The 22,396-nt window shown below is 67.3% G+C and carries 25 protein-coding genes; 9 read left to right on the plus strand and 16 right to left on the minus strand.

Features of this window, described 5'->3' with window-relative positions; genetic code table 11:
- Positions 1-8 precede the first annotated feature (8 nt).
- Positions 9-785 carry a Crp/Fnr family transcriptional regulator gene (locus tag M2342_RS05365; RefSeq protein ID WP_264578330.1) on the minus strand — a complete coding sequence of 259 codons (777 nt, stop codon included), beginning with the start codon at positions 783-785 and terminating at the stop codon, positions 9-11.
- Positions 786-938: 153 nt separating this feature from the next.
- Between M2342_RS05365 and M2342_RS05370 the strand changes: the two genes are divergently transcribed.
- The 3 genes from M2342_RS05370 to M2342_RS05380 all read left to right on the plus strand — a co-directional run bounded on the left by M2342_RS05370 (position 939) and on the right by M2342_RS05380 (position 3,283).
- Entirely contained in the window at positions 939-1,313 is a 375-nt protein-coding gene (locus M2342_RS05370) for a hypothetical protein (RefSeq protein ID WP_264569615.1), read from the plus strand.
- A gap of 121 nt (positions 1,314-1,434) precedes the next feature.
- Positions 1,435-2,352, plus strand: coding sequence for a TauD/TfdA dioxygenase family protein (locus M2342_RS05375; protein WP_264578331.1), 918 nt, complete (start codon positions 1,435-1,437; stop codon positions 2,350-2,352).
- 367 nt (positions 2,353-2,719) lie between these two features.
- Positions 2,720-3,283, plus strand: a complete 564-nt coding sequence (locus tag M2342_RS05380) for a hypothetical protein (protein ID WP_413715159.1) — start codon at positions 2,720-2,722, stop codon at positions 3,281-3,283.
- 220 nt (positions 3,284-3,503) lie between these two features.
- Here the strand turns inward: M2342_RS05380 and smc are convergent, their stop codons facing one another.
- From smc to M2342_RS05400, 4 genes are all read right to left on the minus strand, one after another.
- On the minus strand, positions 3,504-6,944 hold the full coding sequence (gene smc / locus M2342_RS05385; RefSeq protein WP_264578332.1) for a chromosome segregation protein SMC: 3,441 nt from the start codon (positions 6,942-6,944) through the stop codon (positions 3,504-3,506).
- Between the two features lie 99 nt (positions 6,945-7,043).
- Entirely contained in the window at positions 7,044-7,781 is a 738-nt protein-coding gene (locus M2342_RS05390; protein ID WP_264569618.1) for a DsbA family protein, read from the minus strand.
- Between the two features lie 58 nt (positions 7,782-7,839).
- A complete protein-coding gene (locus tag M2342_RS05395; RefSeq protein ID WP_264578333.1) occupies positions 7,840-8,595 on the minus strand; it encodes a DsbA family protein in 756 nt (251 codons plus the stop codon).
- A gap of 28 nt (positions 8,596-8,623) precedes the next feature.
- Positions 8,624-9,220 carry a DUF721 domain-containing protein gene (locus M2342_RS05400; protein WP_413714801.1) on the minus strand — a complete coding sequence of 199 codons (597 nt, stop codon included), beginning with the start codon at positions 9,218-9,220 and terminating at the stop codon, positions 8,624-8,626.
- A 26-nt stretch (positions 9,221-9,246) separates the two neighbouring features.
- On the opposite strand from M2342_RS05400, the gene mutY reads away from it, so the two are divergent.
- On the plus strand, positions 9,247-10,368 hold the full coding sequence (gene mutY, locus M2342_RS05405) for an A/G-specific adenine glycosylase (protein ID WP_264578334.1): 1,122 nt from the start codon (positions 9,247-9,249) through the stop codon (positions 10,366-10,368).
- The gene (gene nudC, locus M2342_RS05410; protein WP_264578335.1) at positions 10,355-11,281 is read left to right on the plus strand and encodes an NAD(+) diphosphatase; all 927 of its coding nucleotides are present in this window, start codon (positions 10,355-10,357) and stop codon (positions 11,279-11,281) included. The genes mutY and nudC overlap by 14 nt, the downstream gene beginning before the upstream one ends.
- Here the strand turns inward: nudC and M2342_RS05415 are convergent.
- Positions 11,278-11,451, minus strand: coding sequence for a hypothetical protein (locus tag M2342_RS05415; protein WP_264578336.1), 174 nt, complete (start codon positions 11,449-11,451; stop codon positions 11,278-11,280). The genes nudC and M2342_RS05415 overlap by 4 nt on opposite strands.
- 33 nt (positions 11,452-11,484) lie before the next feature.
- The gene (locus M2342_RS05420) at positions 11,485-11,997 is read right to left on the minus strand and encodes a hemerythrin domain-containing protein (RefSeq protein ID WP_264578337.1); all 513 of its coding nucleotides are present in this window, start codon (positions 11,995-11,997) and stop codon (positions 11,485-11,487) included.
- Positions 11,998-12,196: 199 nt separating this feature from the next.
- Between M2342_RS05420 and M2342_RS05425 the strand changes: the two genes are divergently transcribed.
- Positions 12,197-13,540, plus strand: coding sequence for a TldD/PmbA family protein (locus M2342_RS05425; protein WP_264569624.1), 1,344 nt, complete (start codon positions 12,197-12,199; stop codon positions 13,538-13,540).
- The gene (locus M2342_RS05430; RefSeq protein WP_264578338.1) at positions 13,527-14,351 is read left to right on the plus strand and encodes a 3'(2'),5'-bisphosphate nucleotidase CysQ; all 825 of its coding nucleotides are present in this window, start codon (positions 13,527-13,529) and stop codon (positions 14,349-14,351) included. Before M2342_RS05425 ends, M2342_RS05430 begins: the two co-directional genes overlap by 14 nt.
- A 24-nt stretch (positions 14,352-14,375) precedes the next feature.
- On the opposite strand, the gene M2342_RS05435 is transcribed toward M2342_RS05430, so the two are convergent.
- The 6 genes from M2342_RS05435 to crtY are packed head-to-tail and all read right to left on the minus strand — an operon-like array spanning position 14,376 to position 19,247.
- Positions 14,376-14,546, minus strand: a complete 171-nt coding sequence (locus tag M2342_RS05435; RefSeq protein WP_181558903.1) for a hypothetical protein — start codon at positions 14,544-14,546, stop codon at positions 14,376-14,378.
- Between the two features lie 57 nt (positions 14,547-14,603).
- On the minus strand, positions 14,604-15,569 hold the full coding sequence (locus M2342_RS05440) for a phytoene/squalene synthase family protein (protein WP_264578339.1): 966 nt from the start codon (positions 15,567-15,569) through the stop codon (positions 14,604-14,606).
- Complete coding sequence (locus M2342_RS05445) at positions 15,570-15,968, minus strand: endonuclease domain-containing protein (protein WP_264578340.1); 399 nt, start codon at positions 15,966-15,968, stop codon at positions 15,570-15,572.
- Positions 15,969-16,021: 53 nt separating this feature from the next.
- Positions 16,022-16,612: a TIGR00730 family Rossman fold protein gene (locus M2342_RS05450; RefSeq protein WP_181558905.1), complete on the minus strand. Its 591-nt coding sequence runs from the start codon at positions 16,610-16,612 to the stop codon at positions 16,022-16,024.
- Positions 16,609-18,087, minus strand: coding sequence for a phytoene desaturase (locus M2342_RS05455; RefSeq protein WP_264578341.1), 1,479 nt, complete (start codon positions 18,085-18,087; stop codon positions 16,609-16,611). The genes M2342_RS05450 and M2342_RS05455 overlap by 4 nt, the downstream gene beginning before the upstream one ends.
- Positions 18,084-19,247: a lycopene beta-cyclase CrtY gene (gene crtY, locus M2342_RS05460; protein WP_264578342.1), complete on the minus strand. Its 1,164-nt coding sequence runs from the start codon at positions 19,245-19,247 to the stop codon at positions 18,084-18,086. Before crtY ends, M2342_RS05455 begins: the two co-directional genes overlap by 4 nt.
- A gap of 176 nt (positions 19,248-19,423) precedes the next feature.
- Between crtY and M2342_RS05465 the strand changes: the two genes are divergently transcribed.
- Both M2342_RS05465 and M2342_RS05470 read left to right on the plus strand, forming a co-directional pair.
- The gene (locus tag M2342_RS05465) at positions 19,424-20,209 is read left to right on the plus strand and encodes a sterol desaturase family protein (RefSeq protein ID WP_264578343.1); all 786 of its coding nucleotides are present in this window, start codon (positions 19,424-19,426) and stop codon (positions 20,207-20,209) included.
- A complete protein-coding gene (locus tag M2342_RS05470) occupies positions 20,206-20,757 on the plus strand; it encodes a DUF2141 domain-containing protein (protein ID WP_264578344.1) in 552 nt (183 codons plus the stop codon). Before M2342_RS05465 ends, M2342_RS05470 begins: the two co-directional genes overlap by 4 nt.
- Before the next feature lie 12 nt (positions 20,758-20,769).
- Here M2342_RS05470 and M2342_RS05475 read toward each other — a convergent pair whose 3' ends face one another.
- The 3 genes from M2342_RS05475 to M2342_RS05485 are packed head-to-tail and all read right to left on the minus strand — an operon-like array spanning position 20,770 to position 22,396.
- Positions 20,770-21,342, minus strand: coding sequence for a hypothetical protein (locus M2342_RS05475; protein WP_264578345.1), 573 nt, complete (start codon positions 21,340-21,342; stop codon positions 20,770-20,772).
- Between the two features lie 14 nt (positions 21,343-21,356).
- Positions 21,357-21,908, minus strand: coding sequence for a demethoxyubiquinone hydroxylase family protein (locus M2342_RS05480; RefSeq protein ID WP_264576392.1), 552 nt, complete (start codon positions 21,906-21,908; stop codon positions 21,357-21,359).
- The gene (locus M2342_RS05485) at positions 21,905-22,396 is read right to left on the minus strand and encodes a disulfide bond formation protein B (RefSeq protein WP_264578346.1); all 492 of its coding nucleotides are present in this window, start codon (positions 22,394-22,396) and stop codon (positions 21,905-21,907) included. Before M2342_RS05485 ends, M2342_RS05480 begins: the two co-directional genes overlap by 4 nt.

A 22,396-nucleotide genomic window follows, 5' to 3' on the forward strand; every position in this document is an offset into this window, starting at 1 on the left:
GGCAAACGCTAGGGGCTGACGTCGTGGACCAGATGCTCAAGCTCGGCGGGGTCCGGATAGACGCCCGCCAGCACGTGATCGAAATGGGTGCGCACCATGTCGTTGCATGAACAGGCGCGCTGACGCAGCCGATCCGCATCCAGCACGACGAGCGAGCCGCGCCGGGTCTGGACGAGCCCGTCGGTCTTGAAGCTCTTGATCAGGCGGCTGGCATAGCTGCGCGCAATGCCGAGAAGGGACCCGAATTCCTCCTGCGTCATCATCACCTGATTGTTGCCGGTGCGATCGACAGCGGCCGTCAGCCATTTGGCCGCCCGCATCTCCAGGCTGTGGACGGCGTTACACGCGACCGACTGGAAAATCTGGGCGAGCAGACAGTCCGCATAGCGGCTGAGCAGATCGCGAATGGCGGGAGAACTCGCTTTCAGCGTCTCCAGCGTCGCAGAATCGAACCGGGCGAAATAGCCGCCATGCATCACGCATGACCGGGAGTAAGCCGCCAGCCGCCCGCTGCTGACGATGCCGCCCACAGCGCCCTCACGGCCGACCATCGCGATCTCGACCGACGAGCCGTCGTCCATCAGCACGTGGAAAGTCGCGACCGCATCGCCAAGGGGGAAATAGGCGGCGACCACGGTATCGCCGGGGTCATACAGGGTCGCGCCCGTCGGCAGCCGCACGACGCGCGCTACCTTGGCCATCAGGGCCATATCGGCAGGGTTCAGCGCTGCCACCAGATTATTATGATCGATGCCGGGCGAGACGATGTCGTGCATGCGATGCATAACGATCAGCCCCCGCAGCAGTTCCCGTCTATGTTCAAAAGTGAACAGACATCCATCAACTCACCGCGCATAGAGGCACCGCAGAGCCGCGTTCATGATAGTAAACGGGCCGCAAAGGGTCAGTAACAGGGGCAGGCCGGCGCCTCTCGTTGAATGTTCGAGGAACCGGGGATGCTGAATGTTCTTTTGCTTGAAGATGAAATGCTTATCGCGCTCGACCTTGAGTTGACGTTGCGCGAATTGGGGGCGGATGAAGTCTATCCCGTCGCCACAGTGAGCCAGGCGATTACAGCTCTGGAAAGCGGCAATATCACCGGTGCGATCGTCGATTATAATCTGGGCGGCGAAACCTCGGAGCCGGTTTTGATGGAACTGGAGGCGCGCAAAATCCCGTTCGTGGTGATGAGCGGCTATCCGGACAGCAGCTATCTGGGCGATGGCACCAGGGATTGGCCAATGCTTCCCAAGCCGGCGGGGCTGAGCGCCCTGCGCGAGGTTCTTGCCAGCATGAAAGCCTCGAAAAGCTAGGCGGAACGCGCTACCACCGTGACGCGAGGCTCGCGAAGCAGGGCGCATTCCGAGCGTGGCGAATACTTGACCATGCTAATGATTGTGCTACTATCGGCCTCCTCAGGAGCAGGATAGACTGATGACGATCACGGCCACACCCATCACCCCCCGTTTCGGCGCCGAAATTTCCGGCGTGGACATCAGCAAGCCGCTGGATGCGGATACGGTCGCCGAGCTGATCGCTCAGCAGGATCGCTGGGGCGTGACCGTCTACCGGAACACCGGGCTGGACGATGAGGGGCAGATCGCCTTCGCGCGCAATTTCGGCCATCTGGAGAGCCTGCCGCCCCGCGAGGGCCGCCCGCGCATCTTCCTGTTCAACGCCGGCAATCTGAATGCGCAGGGCGAGATCAACTGGGATCCGGGCGCCACGACCTATCGCAAGGGTGACCAGATCTGGCACACGGACAGCAGCTTCATGGATCTGCGCACGTCCTATTCCATGCTCCGCGCCGTCGAAGTGCCGCCGTCCGGCGGGCCGACCTGGTTTGCCGATGCACGCTCGGCCTATGACGACCTGCCGCAGGATGTGAAGGACAAGATCGAAAATCTGGAATGCGAGCACAGCCTCTGGTGGTCGCGCAAGCAGGGCGGCGCCGAGATCAGCCGCGAGGATATCGAGGCGCGTCACCGCCCGGTCCATAAGCTGGTGCATGTCCACAAGGGTTCGGGCCGCAAGATGATCTACGCCGGCGCGCACTGCTATCGCGTGGTTGGCTGGGGCTGGGACGAGAGCCGCGAGCTGATCGATTATCTCAACAATTTCGCGACGCAGGACCAATATGCGATCAGCGTCGACTATGCCGTCGGCGACATGGTGATCTGGGACAATCTCGCCGTGTTCCATAAGGGCGGCCAGTTCGACTGGAACGAGCGTCGCGACATGCGCCGCGCCACCGTGCGTGAAGCGCCGGCACCCGAGGTCGAGGACGATCCGTTCGGCGAGCTGTTCCGGACTGCCCCCACGATTTCTCCCAAGGGCGCCGCGGCGGCCTGATCCTCACTTTGCGGGCTTTCCCGCAACCGTGGGCATTTGTCGCACGCACCGGTCTGCTTGCCTTGTGGCGCCAAGCGGCTACTATCGGGGGAACGAGGGCAAAGAAACATAGGCCGGTGGCTGGCGGGGGCCGCGACCGGACTCCAGCTTCTTCGTTTCATGTTGCGATGCAGCATGATTTTCTTGGCAATACTCCACAAGATAGTCCAAGAATTACAATGGCTTTCCGAATTTTTCGGCAAACTGAATGCCGCTCAGGAAAATTCCTGTTGCGTCGCACAAGATAATCTGATTCCATGTGAACGTTGCACAACGGAGGCTTAAGCTGCCGGTAACCAGGCAGGGCATAGTCTCCGAAACGTAGATGATGGAGGCAGCATTGGGTCAGCATTCCAAGCCGACTGACGGGGCCGTAACCCTCGCGGAACTGCGCGAGTTCGCCTCCTTCCCGGCTGCAACGCAGCGTTACATCCGCCGCTCTCTTGATGTCGCTTTCCATCGTGGCGCGCCCATGGAAACCTGGGGCCGCGACGTTGTCGAGGCAGCGAGTATCAAGGCGCAGAGCCGGCTCTATGGCCGGCTGGACGAGATCAAGGCGCGGGTGCCCGATGATAGCGGGCTGGATCAGGTCGAGCCGTTCATGGCGCCGCTGGTCACCGTCTCCGCCTTCGACCTTGGCCAGAACCGGTTGAACAGCTTCTCGGCCTATCGCTTCCTCTACGAGCGTCTCATCGGGGCAGGGTCGCGCCCCTGGCTGCCCGGCGCCTTCTGCGCCGCCGCCAGCCTGCCGCACCTCCACCCCGAACGTCGGCGGGCCCTGCTCCAGTCGATCAGCGAAGCCGCCGCCACGGCTGCGGGCTGGTCGAGCCGCGAGCCGAGCTTCTACCCGGAATGGGTGGAAAAGGTGGACGTGAGCAAGGAGCCGCATTGAGGGCGAGGGTGCCGCTGGTTCAGGCGAACTGACGGGCCATTAAGCACTTCGTCACCCCGGACCTGATCCGGGGTCCCGCTACCTTCTGCACTTAAGGGCGCAAACCCGTTCCGGCAGTCCCCAATCCGACGCATCACAAGGAACTGGACCCCGGATCAAGTCCGGGGTGACGAAGCGGGATAGGGCGGCCTTCTTCTTCACCGACGTGGGCAGTGCCCTCTCACTCCGCCGCCAGCAAATCCTCCGCCGCCTGCAGGTCCACCGACACCAGCCGGCTCACACCCTGCTCGATCATCGTCACCCCGAACAGCCGGTGCATCCGGCTCATGGTAACGGCATTGTGCGTCACGATGAGATAGCGGGTCGCGGTATCCTGCACCATCCGCTCCAACAGCCCGCAGAAACGCTCGATATTGGCGTCATCCAGCGGCGCATCGACCTCGTCCAGCACGCAAATCGGTGCCGGATTGGTTAGAAAGAGCCCGAAAATAAGCGCGACTGCGGTGAGAGCCTGCTCACCACCCGAAAGCAGGGTAAGCGTCGTCAGCCGCTTGCCCGGCGGCTGGGCGAGGATTTCAAGGCCAGCCTCCAGCGGATCATCGCTTTCGATCAATTCCAGATGCGCGCTGCCGCCTTGGAAGAGCGTGCTGAACAGGCGCTGGAAATGGCCGTTCACGGCCTCGAAGGCTGCGAGCAGCCGTTGCCGCCCTTCTCGATTGAGATGGCCGATGGAGCCGCGCAGCTGGTTGATCGCGGTAGTGAGTTCCTCGCTTTCGGCGCGACTTCTGGTCTGCGTCTCCTCCAGCTCGGCCAGTTCCGAGGCGGCGACGAGATTGACCGGGCCGATCCGCTCGCGGTCCAGCACCAGCTTGTCATAGCGGGCCTGCTCTTCGGATGCGGCGACGACCTCCTCGCTCGCGAAGCCGAGCTTGCTCGGGAGCACGGGCGGCGGGCAGGAGAAGCGCTCGCCGCAGGCCTGGCCGATTTCCCGGCGGCGCGCGACGGCATGTTCGGCGCGCGCCTGCGCTCCGGCCCGCGCCTCACGGGCGGTGGAGAGAGCTTCATTGGCATTGGCGAGCGCCTTCTCGGCGGCGGTCAATGTCGCCTCGGCCGCGGCTTCCTCGCTGCGGCTGCGGTCGACGGCGGCCTGATGGTCGCGAGCGGCCTGCGTCAGGGCGTCGAGTTCCGTCGTCAGCGCTGCGGGCCGATCGCGCAGCCCGTCCAGTTCGCTGGCCTGCGCTTCGGCGCGCGTCTTCATCTCGGCCACGCGACGCACGGCATCGCCGGCGCGCGCCTTCCAGCCCGCCACGTCGCTGCGGATCGCCTTCACGCGCTCCTCATCGGCGGCCAGCGCCCGCTCGGCCATGGCCCGCTCGGCCTGCACCTGGCCGATCGCGGCCCGGCACCGTTCCGCGCCGGACTTGAGCAGATCGACGCGTGCGGCGGTGTCGTCACCGGCCGGGAGCGCATCATGGGTAGCCTGCGCGCTCTCCAACTCGCGCTCGGCGGTGGTGAGATCGGCAGAGGCTTCCTGATGGCGCCGGTCGAGGTCCGCCCGCTGTCCGGCAAGGCGTTCCAGTGCGGTCGCCACTTCGCCGAGCGTGCGCTCCGCCCCGCGCAGGGCCGTGTCGGCAGCGCTCATCGCCTCGCGGGCAGCGCGCTCGTCGGAGCCGGCCGCGCGCAGCGATGTTTCGGCGGCGTCCAAGGCCTGCTCGGCCGCGCTGACCGTGGCGGCGACGGCAGGCCGCTCCTGCTCGATGGCCGCAAGGCGGTTGATGCGGATCAGCCGCTCGGCCGCCGCGCCACCGCCCTCCTGCGCCACAAAGCCGTCCCAGCGCCGCAATTGCCCGTCGCGCGTGACAAGGCGCTGGCCCACCGCAAGCGGCTGGCCCTCATCCTGCTCGACTACGGCGATCTGGGCGAGACGGCGCGCCAGCGCCTCGGGCGCGCGCACATGGGAGGCGAGGGCGTCGCATCCATCCGGTAGAGCAGGGTCGCGCGCATCGATAGCGGCGCCGCTCCAGCGAGCCAGACCTTGCGCCCCGAGCGCGGCCTGCAGATCATCGCCCAGCGCGGCGGCGAGCGCGTGCTCATAGCCGGGGTCGACGCGCAGCGCATCGATGGCGCGATCGCTGCTGCCCTGCGTCTCCAGCCCGCGGGCCAGCGCCTTGGCTTCGCTATCCAGCGCGGCGACGGTGGCGCGGGCGGCGGCCAGCGCGCGCTGTTGCTCGGCTACCGCCTGCGTATGCGTCTCGCGCGCCTGCGCAGCGGCGGCGATGCGCGCCTCGGCATCGGTGCGCCCGGTGAGGGCATCGGCCTTGGCTTGCTCGGCCGCGCGCTGGCGGGTGGCGAGCGGCGCGGCATCGGGCAGGGCGGTGAGGGCCGAGGCGATCCGCTCGGCCTCGCTGCGGGCGCGGGCGAGCTTCTGCCGCGCGGCATTCAATCCAGCCTCGGCGACCCGCCGCTCGGCCTGCTCGCCGGCCAGTCGCGCCATGGCTTGCGCCAGCGCAACCTCGGCATCGCGGCTGGCCGTCTCGGCCTCCGCGAGGCGCGTGACGAAGGCTGGCAGCGTCGTCTTCGCCGCCTTGATCCGCTCGGCGAGCGTCGCATCCTCGGCCTGCAGCGCCTCGATGGCATTGGCGGCATCGGCGGCAAGCGCGCCCTCGCGCTGCTGGTCTTCGCTCACGCGCGCGAGCTGGCTTTCCAGCTCGGCGATCCGGCGCAGCAGGGTATCGCGCTCGCCAGTCAGCCGCTCCAGCGCGAAGCGGGCCTCCGTTGCCGCCTCTCGGGCCTCATTGGCGGCCGTGCGTGCGCGCGCCAGTGTCTCGATGGCGGCCTGCTGATGAGCGGCGGCGCCCAGCTGCGCCTCCTGCGCCACCCGCACCAGAGCCTCGGCCTTCTCGGCATCCTGCGCGGCGCGGTCGGCTTCGGTCGCGGCCTCGCGATGGCGGGCGAAGAACACGCGGCCCTCGGCCAGCACGATCTTTTCGCTCAGTTCCGTGTAGCGCTCGGCGGCCCGCGCTTGTCGACGGAGCGCATTGGCGCGCACGTCCATCTCGGCAAGGATTTCATCCAACCGGGCGAGATTGGCCGCGCTCGCGCGCAATTTCTGCTCGGCATCCTTGCGTCGCACATGCAGGCCGGCGATGCCCGCCGCTTCTTCCAGCATCGCGCGGCGTTCGGCTGGCTTGGCGGCGATGACCGCGGCGATCTTGCCCTGGCTGACCAGCGCGGGACTGTGCGGCCCGGTGGCGGCATCGGCGAAGAGCAGCGCGACATCCTTGGCGCGCACGTCCCGCCCATTGGCGCGATAGGCGCTGCCCGCGCCGCGCTCGATGCGCCGCATGACTTCCAGCTCGCCATCGCTGCCCATGTCGATCGCCGGCAGCACGGTACCCGGCGGCACGCTGGCGAACAGGCCGACTTCGGCAAAGTCGCGCGCCGGACGGGTGGCGGTGCCGGCGAAGATCACATCGTCCATGCCGCCGCCGCGCATGGATTTGGGGCTGGATTCGCCCATCACCCAGCGGATCGCCTCCAGCAGATTGGATTTGCCGCAGCCATTCGGCCCGACAATGCCGGTCAGCCCCGGCTCGATCCGCAACTCGGTCGGCTCGACGAAGCTCTTGAAGCCGGTCAGCTTGAGGCGGCGAATCTGCATGGCTTAGCGGGCAGGGCGGCCCAGCCGGACTGACCCAGCCTGCGAGGCGGTGCGCCGTCTGACGCCCGCTCCGATGCTATGGCCCCCCAGCCTCGCCAATCAGGCGCCTGCGTTCTTCAGCTGCTCGACGAGCTGCGGCCAGGTCGACACATTGTCGAGCTTGCTGCCGTTCATGATGAAGCTCGGCGTGCCGGTGATGGAATATTGCGCCGTGTCGCGTTCCACGTTGGCGGCGAGCGTTTCGGCCGTCTTGGGGTCGGCCAGGCACTGGCGGGCCTTCGCCTCGGGCACGCCGCGCTCCATGGCGAACTCGATCAGCCCGGCGGCCTCGGCCATGCGCTGGAAGCGCTGATCCGGCGCGGCCGACATCGCGTTCTTATAAGCATCCTCGCCGGCGGACTGGAGCTTCTCGATGATCGCCTGCTGGTTGGTGAAGAACTGATGGGTCAGCGGGAAGAAGGCTTCCGGCCCGGTGCAGCGGGCCAGCATGGCCATGCTGATGTCCAGCGGGTTCATCACGAAGTTGCGAAACTCGAAGCTCACCTTGCCCGTGTTCACATAATCGCGCTCGAGCACATCCTTGGATTCCTCGGAGAAGTGCGCGCAGTGCGGGCAGGTGTTGGATGCGAACTCGATGATCTTGATCGGCGCATCCGGGTTGCCCATGCGGATGCCGCCCTCGGGCGTGGCGACGACCTGCTGCGCCCATGTGGTCCCCGCCGGCGCGGCTTTGCCTTCCACCTTGCCGATGGGCGCGCTCGAGTTGCTGTCCTGAGAGCCGCAGGCGGCGAGAGCCAGCAGAGCGAGGGCGAGCGGGGCGGTAGCAAGGCGTTTCATGGGACGGATGGGCCTCATCGATCGGGGGACGGAAAGTGGCTGTGCGGGCCGGTCTAGCTCACTTGCCGGACGCGGGCAATGGCGGCAGCAGGGGGCGCAGCGCGTCCCACGTATGCACATTCTCCAGCGGTTTGCCGTTGAGCAGGAAGAAGGGCGTGCCGGTGAATTCCTTGAAGGTGCCGGCGCTGGAGGTCAGCCCGAGCACGGTCTTGAGCATCGCCTCGTCGGCCAGGCATTTGCCCTGCGCCGCCGGTGTCAGGCCGCGCTTGGTGAGGAGCGGGCCGAGCCCGGTGCCCCCGGCGATGGCGGTCAGCTGCGCGGCGCGATTGGCGGCCGGCGGCTTGCCTTCCTGCGCCTGGGCAAAGCTCTGCGCGCGGGTCATCCAGGCCTGATAATCGGCGAACATCGCCTCATGATTGCCAACGAACCGCGTCGCGCCGCCGCAGCGCGCGAGCAGCGCCGCCGTCAGGTCGAAGGGATCGCGCACGAAATTGCGCAGTTCCAGCGAGACGAGGCCGCGCCGGATCCACTGGGCCTTGAGCGCGGGCGTTCCGGTCGCCTGAAAATCCGCGCAATGCGAGCAGGTGTAGCTCAGATATTCGACCAGCTTGGTGGGCGCCGCCGGATTGCCGACCACGAAGGCGCCGTTCGCACCCAGCGTCACCGTCTGGCTCCAGTCGCGCGCCGCGCTGCGCTGCGCACTGGCCGGGGCCGGCAGCAGCAGGGCGAGGGCAAGCGTCAGCGCCGCAAGGCACAGGGCAAACGATGCGGCGATCTGGCGGGAGACGGACGAAGCGGACGAGATGACGGTCATGGGCATGGTCCCGTGGTGGAAATTTGGCTTAACTGATCTTGGGTGGGCGCACAGGGTTGGAGAAGCTGCGCGCCATCGATTCGAGCACGGTGCGCAGTTCCGGGTCGCTCACTTCGCGCAGGCCCTCGCCCAGCTCCTGGGGGATCGGGCGCAGCATGGTGGGCGGCGGGCGATGCACCGGCTCGCGCGGGATGACCTGGCCCTGCTTGATGGCGACGCGGGAGACGGCCTCATAGCCGAAGAAGCGGTTCACCCGCTCGATGATCTCCGGCACGATATGTTGGACCATCGGCGCATGGCCGCTGGCGACCGTGAGTTGCAGCGTCCCGCCCGAGCGCTTGCCGGTCGGGAAGCGGATCGAGTCGGGGCTGGTCAGTTCGGCATAGCGCTTGCCGACAATCTCGGCCCAGCGCGTGACGATGCTCGACTGGATGAAGCCGAACTTGCGGAAGGCGGCCCGGCCAATGTCCGGCATGAGATCGGAAATCGCCCGGGGCGCATTGATTCGCGGCCGTTCCTGCGGCGGCATCTCGGCCTTGCCGGCCCCATTGGCCTTGCGCGCGGCCGGGCGTTTGGCCCGGCTGGCCTTTGTGGGCGCCTGCGCATCTGGGGTGGCTTCTGTCATGGCTGCGTCCATGCCATAGGCACGCCATGGCCGTCGATGGATTAATCGCAACGCGGGGGATGGAAGAGGCGGTCGCTCCGGCGTTGCTGGCGCATTATCGCCGCCATGCGCGCTCGCTGCCCTGGCGCAGCCCGACCGGCGCGCCGCCCCCGGACCCCTACCGCGTCTGGCTCTCGGAAATCATGCTCCAGCAAACGACGGTGGCGGCCGTCGCGCCTTATTATGAGCGCTTTCTGGCGCGCTGGCCCACGGTCGAGGCGCTGGCGGCTGCCGAGGATGGCGATCTGATGGCCGCTTGGGCAGGTCTTGGCTATTATGCCCGCGCCCGCAATCTGCTGGCCTGCGCGCGCTATGTCGCAGGGGCGCTGGGCGGGCGTTTCCCCTCGGACGAAGCGGGATTGCGTGCGCTGCCGGGAGTCGGGGCCTATACGGCGGCGGCCGTCGCTGCCATCGCCTTCGAGCAGCGCGCCGTCGTGGTGGATGGCAATGTCGAGCGCGTGGTGAGCCGGCTGTTCGCGGTGGAGACGGCTCTGCCGGCCGCAAAGCCGATCCTGCGCGCGCTGGCCGACCGCATCACGCCACAGGATCATGCCGGCGATTTCGCGCAGGCCATGATGGATCTGGGCGCGACCGTCTGCACCCCGCGCAATCCCGCCTGCCTCGCCTGTCCGCTCTCGGAGCTTTGTGCCGCGCGGGCGACGGGCGATCCGGCGCGCTATCCGCTCAAGGCGGCGAAGAAGGCGCGCCCGACGCGCAGCGGCACTGCCTGGTGGGTGGAGATCGGCGATGCTGTCTGGCTGGTCCGGCGGCCGGACAAGGGCCTGCTCGGCGGAATGCTGGCGCTGCCGACCAGCGACTGGAGCGAGGCGCCAGAGGCTCTCCCGCTTGCGCCGCTGGTGGGCGGCTGGCGCGTGCTCAACCAGCCGGTGCGCCATGTGTTCACCCATTTCGCGCTCGATCTGCGCGTGGCCATGCTGCGGATCGAGAATGGGGCCGATCCCGCCGCGCTTGCCAGCGCCCTGGGGCCGGGCCAATTGTGGCCCCTCGAAACCCTGGCCGATGCGGGGCTGCCCACCGTTTTTGCCAGGGCGGCGCAAGCGGCACTGGACGCCAGAGAGCAGGAGAATGCGCATCATGACCCGGCCTGATCTGCCCGCGCGGCAGGCAATCACCTTCACCGGCGGCACGCTCGACCGCGCCGATCAGCTGCGCATGCACCCCGACCGGCTGGCCGGGGCCTGGGCCGATCCGCGCGCGCGCATCGTGCAACTCGATGGGCTGGACCCGGTGATCGAGGCGGACGGCACGCTCGCCAGCGAGCCGGTGCCGCCCGGCGCGGTGCTGGCCGACCACGCCCTGCTCGGGCTGCGCGAGGACGGCACGCCGGTCTTTGTGTCGCTGCTTGTCGAGCACAGCGTCGAGCCCCCGAGCTTCCCCGCGAAAGTGTGGGACATCATCCCGCAGCTCACCATGGCCGAAGCCGCGCATTATGCGGCGGCGCGCAGCCTGGTGGACTGGCATGACCGCCACCGCTTCTGCGCACGTTGCGGCGGCGATACCCATCCGATCAAGGCCGGCTGGGCGCGCCAGTGCAGCCGGTGCAGCGCGGAGCATTTCCCGCGCACCGATCCGGTGGTCATCATGCTGGCGGAATATCGCGGCAAGGTGCTCATCGGGCGCAATCCGCGCTTTCCTGCTGGCCGCTTTTCCGCACTGGCCGGCTTTGTCGAGCCGGGCGAAACCATCGAGGAAGCGGTGCGGCGGGAGCTGTGGGAAGAATGCGGCGTGCGCACCGGGCAGGTCGACTATCTGTTCAGCCAGCCCTGGCCGTTCCCCTCCCAGCTCATGGTCGCCTGCATCGCGCAGGCCGATGATGACGCGTTGACGCTGGATGAGGAGGAAATCGCCGAAGCCATCTGGGTGAGCACTGATGATGTCCGCGCGGCGCTGGCCGGGGAAGAGGGCGCCAGGTTCCTGCCGCCATCCTCCATCGCGGTTGCCCATCACATGCTGCGCTACTGGTTGGAGAGCAAGCAGACGGAACAGCCGCCCGTCGCCTAATCGCGGTGCCGCAGCATCCAGTCACCTGATTGCTCGCTCTGTGCCTGACGCAAGGCCGCCTCTCGGCCCAATCCGCCAAAGCGCGGCAAAATGATGCCGAGGCGGGTGCGCTCGGCATCATTGGGGTGCGGCGCCGGCGCGGCGGCGTCCTTATCGGAAGGTTCGAACAATGAAAACGCCGCCGACATGCCGTTTCGTCCGGGTCAGACGGCCGAAACGCTGAGCGTGCGCGGCTCTGCCGGGGGCAGGCCTTCGCTCTTCGCCTGCGCCAGCAGCTCTTTCTTGCGCACGAGCATCCGGTCGCGCAGTTCGACCAAGTCGACGTCGGTCTTGCGGCACTGGGCAAACATGCCCTTGGAGGGCTGTTCCTCCTCCTTGACGTGATGCTCGATCTCTTCCGAGAGCACCTTCACCTTGGCATCGTAGAAATCTTCCTGCGGAGAGCCGGCCTCGATTTCGTTGATCAGCACCTTGGCGCCGTCATGCTCGACATAGGCCTCATCCATGAGATCATCTTCGATCTTGCCCCGAAAGGCCGGATAGAAGATTTCCTCTTCCAGCATGGTGTGGATCTTGAGTTCGGTGCAGATTTCCCGGGCCAGCGATTCCTTGCGGCCAGCCGCATTGGCCTTCTCGAACTTCTCGAACAGATCCTCGACCGTGCGATGATCCGCTTTGAGCAGGGCAATCGCGTCGGTGAATGTTTCAGTCGCCATGAGATGCTCCTGTGGGTTGATGTTATCAACAAAAGGATCGGCGAGGCCTGGTGGTTCCCTATAAAAAATGTTGCTGTCCTCGGTTCGTCGCAAAGCGGAGCGACTGGTCGGAAGGCACCTGACGCAGCCGCATTGCGTCGCCTCGCCGCGGGAGCTAAAGCGCGGCCTTTCATCAGACATCATTCGGACCGCGTCTTTCATGCTCAGCCTTAACGAAGCTCTCGATCGCGCCCGGTCGCTGGTCACCGCGGCCCGCAAGGCGGGCGCGGATGCGGCCGACGCCGTCTATGGCTGCGATGCCTCGTCCGGCGTAACGGTGCGGCTGGGCGCACTGGAGGATGTCGAGCAATCCGAATCCGAGCATTTCGGCCTGCGCGTGTTCGTCGGGCAGCGCTCGGCCAGCGTGTCCTCGTCGGACCTGACGCCCCGCACGCTGGAGACGCTGGTCGAGCGCGCCGTGGCCATGGCCCGCGAGGCGCCGGAAGATGCCTATGCGGGTCTCGCGCCCGAGCAGATGCTGATGCGGCGCCGGCTGCCCTCGCTCGACATCGAGGATGATGAGGAGCCGACGCCGGCCCAACTGCGCGAGAGGGCGCTGGCGGCGGAAGATTCGGCGCGCAGCGTGCTGGGCGTCACCAACAGCGAAGGCGCCGGTGCGGGCTTCTCCCGCGCGCAGGCGGCTCTGGCCACCAGCCACGGTTTTTCGGGCGCTTATGCCGGGACCAGCCATTCGCTCTACGCCAGCGTGCTGGCGGGTGAGGGCGCCGCGATGCAACGGGACTTTGCCAGCCACAGTGCGCGGCATCTCGATGATCTGGAAGGGCCGGACAGCATCGGCCAGCGCGCCGGCGCGCGCGCGGTCTCGCGGCTCAACGCGCGCCGGGTGCCGAGCGGTACGATGCCGGTGATCTTCGATCCGCGCGTCGGCAACAGCCTGATCGGGCATCTGCTCGGCGCCATCGCCGGGCCATCGGTCACCCGCAAGGCGACGTTCCTGCTCGACAGCCTTGGCCAGCGCATTCTGCCCGAGGGGCTAAGCGTGATCGACGATCCGCTGCGCGAGCGGGGCCTGCGCTCGCGGCCGTTCGACGGCGAAGGACTGCCAACTGGGCGGCGGCGCCTCATTGATGACGGCGTGCTGACCGGCTGGATGCTCGATAGCGCCTCGGCCCGCCAGCTCGGGCTTGATCCCACCGGCCATGCCACGCGGGGCGGCGGCTCGCCGGGCGTCGGCGCGAGCAATGTGCATCTGGAAGGCGGCACGGCCAGCGTGCGCGATCTGTTTGCGGACGTGAAGCGCGGCGTGTTCATCACCGAACTGATTGGCCAGGGCGTCAACGGCGTCACCGGCGATTATAGCCGGGGCGCCTCCGGCTTCCTGATCGAGAATGGCACGGTGAGCCACGCCGTGTCTGAAATCACCATCGCGGGCAATCTCAAGGAGATGTTCGGGCGGATCATCGCTGCGAACGATCTCACCTTCCGCCGCGCCATCAACGTGCCCACCCTGCGCATCGACGGGATGACCGTTGCCGGGGAGTGAGCCCCCCTCTCTGGATCTTCTGGCCGATATTCTGGCCATAGCCGACGCTGCCGGCCAGCTGGCCATGCGTTTCTGGGAAGCCGGCGCACCCATGCACGGCCATTGGGAGAAGCGGCCCGGCGAGCCGGTGAGCGAGGCCGATCTCGCCGCCGATGCGTTGCTGCGCGGACATCTTGGCGCGCTTCTGCCGGATGCCGCCTGGCTCTCCGAGGAAAGCGCGGAGACGCCCGGACGTGCCGGTGCCCGGCGGGCGTGGATCATCGACCCCATTGACGGCACCCGCGATTTCGTGCGGGGCCGGGCGGGCTGGGCGGTCTCGGTCGCATTGGTGGAGGATGGCGTCCCGACCGTCGCGGTGCTGACCGCACCGGCGCGCAACGAGCGCTGGTGGGCGGTGCGCGGCGCCGGCGCCTGGCGAGAGCGCATGGGGGCACAGTCCGAGCGGCTCGCGGTGGGCGATCACGCCACGCTCTCGGGCGCACGCGTGCCGCTCGATCATCTGGGCGGCATCGATATCGATTACCGAATGGTCGCCAAGCCCAACAGCATCGCGCTGCGCATGGCGATGGTGGCGGCCAATGAAGCGGACCTGGTGGCGGGCCTGCGACGCGGCGCGGAATGGGATCTGGCGGCCGCGACCCTCATCGCGCAGGAAGCCGGCGCCCGCGTTACGGATGCGCTGGGCGAACCCATCATCTTCAACAAGCCCGACCCCTATGTGACGGGGATGCTCTGCGCCGTTCCCGCCTTGCACGATGCCGGCCTGGGGCGGCTGCGCGCGCGGGCGCTCAGGCTGCTCAAGCAGGGATGATCGGATTGTCTGGCGCGGCTGCACTCAGGCCTTGAGCCGGACGACCTGCCGCAGCCGCGATTCGCGCGCCAGGCCCAGATAGGCCTCGACCAGACGATCGTGCATCAGGCGCTGTGCGGGTTCCGCGGCGACTTGCGCCAGACGGCGATGTTCGTTGGCGCGGTTGCGGTAATAAGCGTGACGTGACGGAATCATGCATGTCCTCCCGCCTGCCTCTTCAGCAGATCGCACCCATGCAGAAATTGATCGGGATCAAGCCTGCGAAATGGGCGCGCTCTGGCGTGGCCGGTTCCAGAGCGATGGATCACGCGGCGCTGGCGGGTAGAGGCTCGTGCGCCGACCAGCCTGCGTGCCGGCGCGCAGCAGCCAGCCCAGCTTCTCCGCCTTGCTGGTGAACAGGCGCCGACGCAGCGCCTCCTGCGGGTCGGCGGCGACCTTCCGGGCAATGCCGCCATAAATGCCGGCAGCGGCCAGCACCGCCCATGCCGAGCGGAACGGCAGCTTTGGGGTGCCATGCCGGGCGCTGTCCTCATAGCGCGCCGCCATCGCCGCCACGCGCCCCGTGACCGCCGCGAGGGCCGGGCGCCGCTCCGCCGCCATAGGGTCGGCCGGGTCGATGCCAGCCTCGATGAGCCAGTCCGCGGGCAGATAGCAGCGCCCGCCTGCCGCATCCTCGGCCACATCGCGGGAGATATTGGCGAGCTGGAAGGCCAGCCCCAGATCGCAAGCGCGGTCCAACGTCGCCTCGTCATCGGGCGCGACACCCATCACAATGGCCATCATGCAGCCGACCGCACCGGCGACATGGTAGCAATAGCGCAGCAGATCGTCCTCGGTCTGCGGTCGCCAGCCCTGCGCATCGAGCGCGAAGCCTTCGATGAGATCGTCCATATAGCGGCGCGGAATGGCACATTCGGCCGCGACCAGCGCCCCGCCGGCAAAGGCAGGATCGTCCAGCCCGGCCCGCCCCGCGAGAGCGCGCTCGGTTCGCGCGCGAATGTCCGCCAGCCGGGCCATGGGGTCGCCGGTCGCCTGCATGGTCCCGCCATGATCCTGCCCGTCGGCAATGTCATCGCAGGCGCGGCACCAACCATAGAGCAACCACGCCCGCTCGCGCGTCTCCCGGTCGAACAGCCGCGAGGCCGTGCGAAAACTCTTCGACCCGCGCGCAATGCTCTCCTGCGCAAGACCGACAAGGGTAGGGCGTTGCTCCAGCATCTAGCCCCTCCCCTTCAGGGGAGGGGATGGGGTGGGGGACGGCGCTGCCCAACGGGCTGGTGCTGAATTCAAACGCGTCAGTATTGCCTCCAGAACCTCGGTGAGATTGGTGCGCACATCTTCGTTAGTGAACCGCAGAACGTAATGACCTTCCGCGGTCAACGCAGCATCCCTGCGCGCATCTTCTTTCGGATCATGCGTATCGCCATCCACCTCGACGATCAGCTTTTTGGCGGGGCAGAAGAAATCCACAATGAACGGCCCCAGCACATGCTGCCGACGAAATTTGTGCCCGCCAAGCTGGGACCGACTCAGATGTCGCCAGAGAATGATCTCGCATGGCGTCGCCTCGTGCCGCATCGCTTTTGCGTGGATCAGAAGGCGTGCATCTTGCGTCACGGGCGCTCCCCACCCCAACCCCTCCCCTGAAGGGGAGGGGCTCATGTTTCCCCTCAAAGCCGGTCGACCTTCATCGCGAAGATCGTCTCATGGGGCGTGTAGGCGGCCATCGCGTCCAGCAGGTCGTCCAGCGTCTCGCGGGCGATGAGGATGTTGGCGTGGGGCGGGCGGATGAAGCCGGTTTCGATCATCTGGCGATTGAAGCCGATCAGCTGATCGTAGAAGCCGCCGGTGTTGAGCAGCCCGACCGGCTTGTCATGATAACCAAGCTGCGCCCAGCTCACGGCTTCCCACAGCTCGTCCATCGTGCCGACGCCGCCCGGCAGCGTCACGAACCCATCGGAAAGCGTGGTGAACAGCGCCTTGCGGCTATGCATATCCGGCACGACGTGCAGTTCGGTGAGGCCGCGATGGGCGACCTCGGCATTCACCAGAGCCTCGGGGATCACGCCGATCACTTCGCCGCCGGCCGCCAGCGCGGAGTCCGCAATGGCGCCCATCAGTCCGACCTTGCCGCCGCCATAGACGACGCCGATGCCACGTCGCGCCAGCCCGGCGCCGACCGCGCGCGCGGTCTCCATGTAGATCGGGTCGGGTGGGGTGGCGGAGCCGCAATAGACCGCCAGCCGGTTGAACGATGTCATGCCAGATCCTCGAGCATCAAAGCCGCCGTCGCGCGGGCCGAGCCGACGACGCCGGGAATGCCGGCGCCCGGATGGGTGCCGGCGCCGACGAAGTAGAGATTGTTGATCACATCATCGCGATTGTGGGTGCGGAACCAGGCGCTCTGGGTGAGGAGCGGCTCCAGGCTGAAGGCGCTGCCCAGATGCGCGTTGAGATCATGGGTGAAGTCGCTCGGTGCATAGGAGAACTGGACCTTGATGCGCGAGCGGATGTCCGGGATCAGCCGGCGCTCGATCTCGTCGAGAATGCGCCCGGTGAGGATCGGCCCCACCTCGTTCCAGTCCACCGGCAGCTTGCCCTGATGCGGCACCGGCGCCAGCGCATAGAAGGTCGAGTGGCCCGGCGGCGCCAGATCGGGGTCGGTGACGGTCGGGTGATGCAGGTACAGCGAGAAATCCTGCGAGAGTACGCCATGGTCGAAGATGTCGGTCAGCAGCTCCTTATAGCGCGGGCCGAACAGGATCATGTGGTGCGGGATGCCCGGCCAGGTCCCCTCGATGCCGAAGTGGACGACGAACAGGCTGGGGCTCCAGCGCTTGCGGAACAGCTTGGCGCCCTGCCGCTGGCCGCGCGGATGGTCGGCCAGCAGGTCGGCATAGCTGTGCATGATGTCCGCGTTGCTCGCCACCGCATCGGCCTCGATATGCAGGCCCGAGCGGGTCACCACGCCGGTCGCGCGATCGCCCACCGTCTCGATCTTGGCGACCGGATCGCCGAGGATCAGCGTGCCGCCCAGCCGCTCGAAATGCGTAACCATGCCGCGCACCAGCGCATGGGTGCCGCCCTTGGCGAACCAGACGCCGCCCTGCTTCTCCAGCTTGTGGATCAGCGCGTAGATGGCGCTGGTCGTCATCGGGTTGCCGCCGACCAGCAGCGTGTGGAAGCTCAGCGCCTGCCGCAGCTTCTCGTTCTTCACGAAGCTCGAAACCATGGAATAGACAGACCGCCACGCCTGATGCTGGGCGAGGTCCGGCGCGGCCTTGAGCATCGACTTGAAGTCGAGGAAGGCCACATGCCCCAGCTTCTCATAGCCCTCGCGATAGACCTCGGCGCTATAGGCGAGGAAGCGCTGGTAGCCGGCGATGTCGGCGGGATCGAGCTTGGCGATCTCGCGGTTGAGCGCGGCATCGTCATTGCCATAATCGAAGGTCGTGCCATCCTGCCAGTGCAGGCGATAGAAGGGGCTGACCGGCAGCAACGTCACATCCTGCGCCATGTCGTGGCCGGTCAGGCGCCAGAGCTGGGCAAGGCAATCCGGGTCGGTGATGACGGTCGGCCCGGCATCGAAGGTGAAGCCCTCCTTCTGCCACATATAGGCGCGGCCGCCGGGCAGTTCGCGCCCTTCCACGATGGTGGTGGCGATGCCCGCCGATTGCAGGCGCAGGCCGAGGGCAAGGCCCGCAAAACCGGCGCCGATGACGGTGGCTGTCTTCATCCGCGTGTCGCTCCAAGGGCTGAAATGGCTCGGCTGACGGGAACAGGAGGCTTCCCGGTCAGAACGCGCAGCTTGTCGAAAAGGGTGCTTTGTCCCGCATAAAAGCGGGCGATGAGGGATGGGTCAAGCCGGTAGAAGCGCGCCAGCACCCGCCAGCGCTCCTGCGGCTCGGCGGCGTGGAAGAGCAACCGCGAGAGCATCCGGTAATAAGCCTGCCCCCGCCAGTGCGCTGCGCCGCGCGCGCGCATCGCCTGATGCAGGGCCGGCCCGGAGAGATCGTCCATCGCCGCGATGGCGAGCGCGTTGCGCACCGCATCCGGCAGCGAATAGCCGGTGAGCGCGTGGAAAAAGCCGCCGCGCAGTCCCGCCTTGGCGACGCCGGGCGATTCGGCCTCCCACAGCCGCGCGAAATCGCCGCCCATGCACACCGGGAGCACGCCGGTCTCGCTATGGCCGCGCGCCGCGCCCTCCCAGCCCTGCGCCTGGGCATAAGCCGCAATTCTCGCCGCGAGCACGGGCTCGTCCAGCGCCGGGCCATCGGCATAATAAGTGTCTTCGATGAACAGCTCGGTGGGGGAGAGCGGCAGGGTGTAGACGAAGCGATAGCCGTCCTGCTGATCGACGGTCGCGTCCATGATGATCGGTTCGGCAAGGCCGTGGGGGGTATGACACAGCCAACTCGCCCCGACGAATTTCTGATAGCCCAGCTCCAGCGCGCTCATGTCGCCCGGCCCGCGTGCGTCGATGACACCGCGCGCCTCGATCACCCGTCCATCGGCCAAAGTGACGCTGTTCGGCGTGAGCGCGGTTGCCGCCCGGTCGAACAGCAGGTCACCCTCCGGCATGGCGCGGTGCAGGCGCATTCCCAGCCGCTCGCTGGTCAGCGTCGCATAGCTGCTCGGCAGGCGCCGCTCCTGACCCGGGAAGCGCACGTCATAGCCGCCCCAGCCATGCACGATGAGCGGCTCGATCAGCCAGCGATCGGCGGGCGCGACATCCTCGGCAAAGCAGGACCAGAGCTGATTGCCGCCAGCCCGCGCGGCTTCCTCGATCACCACGACGCGCAGCTCAGGTCGCCGCGCGCGCAGGGCCAGCGCGATCAGGCTGCCGGCAAGGCCGCCGCCGACAATGGCCAGATCGATAGGTCGTGCGCCTGTCATCCGCGCAGCCCTAGCCGAGGGGGAGGCGCTTGGCTATCGGCCAGTGATGGGTGAACGATGCCCGAAGGGGCGGGGGAACTTATCCCTGCGCTTGGCGAGCGACCGGCGCGAACGCTTTACCGATTATCGTTTCCCTCGCAGGCGGGGCTCCCTATAGCATCGCCATGCAGCCCGCGATGCTGATCCTTGCGTCCATTCTGGCGATGTCCGGCATCATCGCGGTGCGTTACCTGCTTTCCAGTGGCGGGTTCGCGCTGGCGACCCGGATGACACGCCCCGGCCATTATGCCGGGCTGCGCCGGCAGATCGGCGCGGAAATCCGCTGGTCGCTCCTTTCGGCGCTGATCTTCGGCCTGCCCGCAGGGATCGTCGCTTGGGGCTGGCAGAGCCACGGCTGGACGCTGATCTACACCGATGTCGATGCCTACCCGCTCTGGTATCTGCCGATCTCGGTGCTGCTCTATCTCGCCGCGCACGATACCTGGTTCTACTGGACGCACCGGCTGCTCCACCGCCCGGCCTGGTTTCGCGTCGCCCATGCGGTGCATCACGCCAGCCGGCCGCCCACGGCCTGGGCAGCGATGAGCTTTCATCCGTGGGAAGCGGTGACCGGCGCGGTCGTCATTCCGTTTCTCGTCTTCGTTATTCCCATTCATGTTGCGGCACTGGGGGTGGTGCTAACGGTGATGACTGTCATGGGCGTCACCAATCATATGGGCTGGGAGATGTTCCCGCGCTGGCTGGTCAACGGCCCGGCGGGGCGCTGGCTGATCACCGCGTCTCACCATGAGAAGCATCATGAGCAATATCGCTGCAATTACGGCCTCTATTTCCGCGTGTGGGACCGGCTGTGCGGCACGGATCGCGGCCTGTCCCCCCGGTTCGCGCCGGCGCCGGCCGGAGGCTCCGCCACCATGCCGCACAATGATGACCCCGCACCGGCAAGGGATAATGCTGCATGATGTTCTTTGACGGTGCCGACCTTGGTCTGGCGCGTCGTATCGCACGGCCACTGATGTTGGCCGGCCTGCTGCTCTCGCTCGGCACGCCGACCCTGGCGCTGGGCGAGGATGGCGCGGCCACCGTCCGCACCGCCGATGCGGTCGTTCCGGCGGCGGCGGGCCTTGCACCAGCCACGGGCCAGATCGACGTGCGGTTCGAGGGCTTGCGGTCGAGCCGCGGGATGTTGCGCGCCTGCCTGACCAAGGACCGCTCCCATTTCCCCAAATGCGAGAAGGACCCGCTCGCCCTCACGGCCAGCGTTGCGGCGGGCGACCATGCCGAACTTCTCTTCGCGCGTGTGCCGCCCGGCGACTATGCGCTGCTCGTCTTTCACGATGAGAACAGCAACAGCCGGCTGGACACGATGCTGGGCATCCCGCGCGAGGGGGTCGGCTTTTCGCGCAACCCCCGGCTGCGCTTTGGCGCGCCGGGCTTTGAGTCCGTCGTCCTCACCGTCACCCCCGGCGCGGCGAAGCGGACGGCGGTGAAGCTGCAATATTTCCTGTAACGCCTCGCGCGATCAGGGCGTGACGGTCGGGCCCTGCTGCTGGGCCTCACGCTGCGCCTTGAGCCGCGCGGCTTCCTCATCGGCCTTGGCCTGCGCTTCGATCTGCGCGGATTCGGCATCGAGATTGCCGAGCCGCTCCTCGCGCGCCTTGGCGACGGCATCGGCCCAGGTGCCGGAACCGAGCATCTTCTGGCGCTCCTCGCGCGCCGCACGCGCGATCTGCGTGAAGCAGCCGGTGAAGCCAGCCGAGCCGGTGGGCGAGCAACTGTCGGTGCCGGACGCGCCGACATATTCGATCGAGCGGGCGCGATTGGCCCAGCTTTGCACGGCCGGGCTGTTGGGGTCGGTGCGCAGTTCCTTGGGAATGCGGTAGCGATCATTGTCGGGCATCCGCGCACAGACGACGATCTCGTCGCCCTCGCTCGCCGGGCAGGGGTCTTCGCCATAGACGAACACCTGCTTTACCTTCGCGACATCCTCCGGCCCGGCGGCGGCGGCGGCAGCGGGAGCGGCCGGGGCGGCCTGCGCGAAAGCAGGGACCGCAAGAGCGAGGCTGAGGGGGAGTGCAAGGACGAGGGCACGCATCGACAGGTTCCTTCTTAAATCCGCTTCGAGAGGGCAATGGCAGCGCGGCAGCCAAGCCGGATTGCCCCGAAAAGCAAGGGATAGGCAGGCGCAGATTCTGCGCCATGGGCAATCGCGGCATCGCGATGCTCGACTTCTTCGGCCTGGAAGTCCGTGATCGCTTCGGTCAGCGCCGGGTCGTCCTCGCCGATCTCCTTGAGCTGCTGCCCGTAATGATCGTCGATCTCGGTCTCGATGGCGGCGGTGCAGGCCATCGCCGCGCGCGGGCCGATGAGCGCGGTCGCGGCGCCGAGCGCGAAGCCGGCGACATGCCAGAAGGGCTGCATCAGCGTGGGGCGCACGCCACGCTCCACCATCATCGCATCGAAATGCGCGCGGTGGCGCTCTTCCTGCGCCGCCATGCCGGCAATCTCGCGGCTGATCGGGTGACGGTCGCCCAGCACGGCGAGCTGGCCGGCATAAATCCGCACCGCGCCATATTCGCCGGCCTGATCGACCCGCAACATCGAGGCGCGATCGGCACGGCGCTGGCCGGGACGGGGCGAGACGCGCGCGCTGTCGGTCATGACCGGCTCCATTTGAGAACCAGAATGAGGATCAGCAGTGCGCCGCCGAGCGAGAGGATCGCATTATAGCCAGCGAGCGAAATGCCGAACATCGACCAGGGCGCGACATCGCAGCGCACCAGCGTGGCCGACATGATCGAATCCAGCATCGACTGGCCGGAAGACGTGTCCATGGTCGCCGTGCAACTGGTCAGGCCCTGCCACCAGCCATATTCGACGCCGGCATGAAATGCGCCGATGGCGCCGCTGGTCGCGATGGCCAGCGCTGCGAGCATGGTGAACATCGCGCTCATCGGCGGGGTACGGCGCAGGGCAATCGCGGCAAGGGCGGCGATGATCGCACCCAGATGCGGCCAGCGCTGCCACATGCACATTTCGCACGGGAACAACCCGCCGACATGCTGCGAGAGCAGCGCGCCGCCCAGCAACAGGGTCGGCAGCATCACCGCCACGAACCGGGCGAGCGACAGGGAGGCGTCACGCGACAT

It is taken from the genome of Sphingobium sp. B8D3A, from assembly GCF_025961995.1.
Taxonomy (GTDB): Bacteria; Pseudomonadota; Alphaproteobacteria; order Sphingomonadales; family Sphingomonadaceae; genus Sphingobium.

Coding starts and splice junctions, on each gene's coding strand:
- M2342_RS05365 (WP_264578330.1), bottom strand. CDS start 785: ATGCATCGCATGCACGACATCGTCTCGCCCGGCATCGATCATAATAAT.
- M2342_RS05370 (WP_264569615.1), top strand. CDS start 939: ATGTTCGAGGAACCGGGGATGCTGAATGTTCTTTTGCTTGAAGATGAA.
- M2342_RS05375 (WP_264578331.1), top strand. CDS start 1,435: ATGACGATCACGGCCACACCCATCACCCCCCGTTTCGGCGCCGAAATT.
- M2342_RS05380 (WP_413715159.1), top strand. CDS start 2,720: ATGGAGGCAGCATTGGGTCAGCATTCCAAGCCGACTGACGGGGCCGTA.
- smc (WP_264578332.1), bottom strand. CDS start 6,944: ATGCAGATTCGCCGCCTCAAGCTGACCGGCTTCAAGAGCTTCGTCGAG.
- M2342_RS05390 (WP_264569618.1), bottom strand. CDS start 7,781: ATGAAACGCCTTGCTACCGCCCCGCTCGCCCTCGCTCTGCTGGCTCTC.
- M2342_RS05395 (WP_264578333.1), bottom strand. CDS start 8,595: ATGACCGTCATCTCGTCCGCTTCGTCCGTCTCCCGCCAGATCGCCGCA.
- M2342_RS05400 (WP_413714801.1), bottom strand. CDS start 9,220: ATGACAGAAGCCACCCCAGATGCGCAGGCGCCCACAAAGGCCAGCCGG.
- mutY (WP_264578334.1), top strand. CDS start 9,247: ATGGCCGTCGATGGATTAATCGCAACGCGGGGGATGGAAGAGGCGGTC.
- nudC (WP_264578335.1), top strand. CDS start 10,355: ATGACCCGGCCTGATCTGCCCGCGCGGCAGGCAATCACCTTCACCGGC.
- M2342_RS05420 (WP_264578337.1), bottom strand. CDS start 11,997: ATGGCGACTGAAACATTCACCGACGCGATTGCCCTGCTCAAAGCGGAT.
- M2342_RS05425 (WP_264569624.1), top strand. CDS start 12,197: ATGCTCAGCCTTAACGAAGCTCTCGATCGCGCCCGGTCGCTGGTCACC.
- M2342_RS05435 (WP_181558903.1), bottom strand. CDS start 14,546: ATGATTCCGTCACGTCACGCTTATTACCGCAACCGCGCCAACGAACAT.
- M2342_RS05440 (WP_264578339.1), bottom strand. CDS start 15,569: ATGCTGGAGCAACGCCCTACCCTTGTCGGTCTTGCGCAGGAGAGCATT.
- M2342_RS05450 (WP_181558905.1), bottom strand. CDS start 16,612: ATGACATCGTTCAACCGGCTGGCGGTCTATTGCGGCTCCGCCACCCCA.
- M2342_RS05455 (WP_264578341.1), bottom strand. CDS start 18,087: ATGAAGACAGCCACCGTCATCGGCGCCGGTTTTGCGGGCCTTGCCCTC.
- crtY (WP_264578342.1), bottom strand. CDS start 19,247: ATGACAGGCGCACGACCTATCGATCTGGCCATTGTCGGCGGCGGCCTT.
- M2342_RS05465 (WP_264578343.1), top strand. CDS start 19,424: ATGCTGATCCTTGCGTCCATTCTGGCGATGTCCGGCATCATCGCGGTG.
- M2342_RS05470 (WP_264578344.1), top strand. CDS start 20,206: ATGATGTTCTTTGACGGTGCCGACCTTGGTCTGGCGCGTCGTATCGCA.
- M2342_RS05475 (WP_264578345.1), bottom strand. CDS start 21,342: ATGCGTGCCCTCGTCCTTGCACTCCCCCTCAGCCTCGCTCTTGCGGTC.
- M2342_RS05480 (WP_264576392.1), bottom strand. CDS start 21,908: ATGACCGACAGCGCGCGCGTCTCGCCCCGTCCCGGCCAGCGCCGTGCC.
- M2342_RS05485 (WP_264578346.1), bottom strand. CDS start 22,396: ATGTCGCGTGACGCCTCCCTGTCGCTCGCCCGGTTCGTGGCGGTGATG.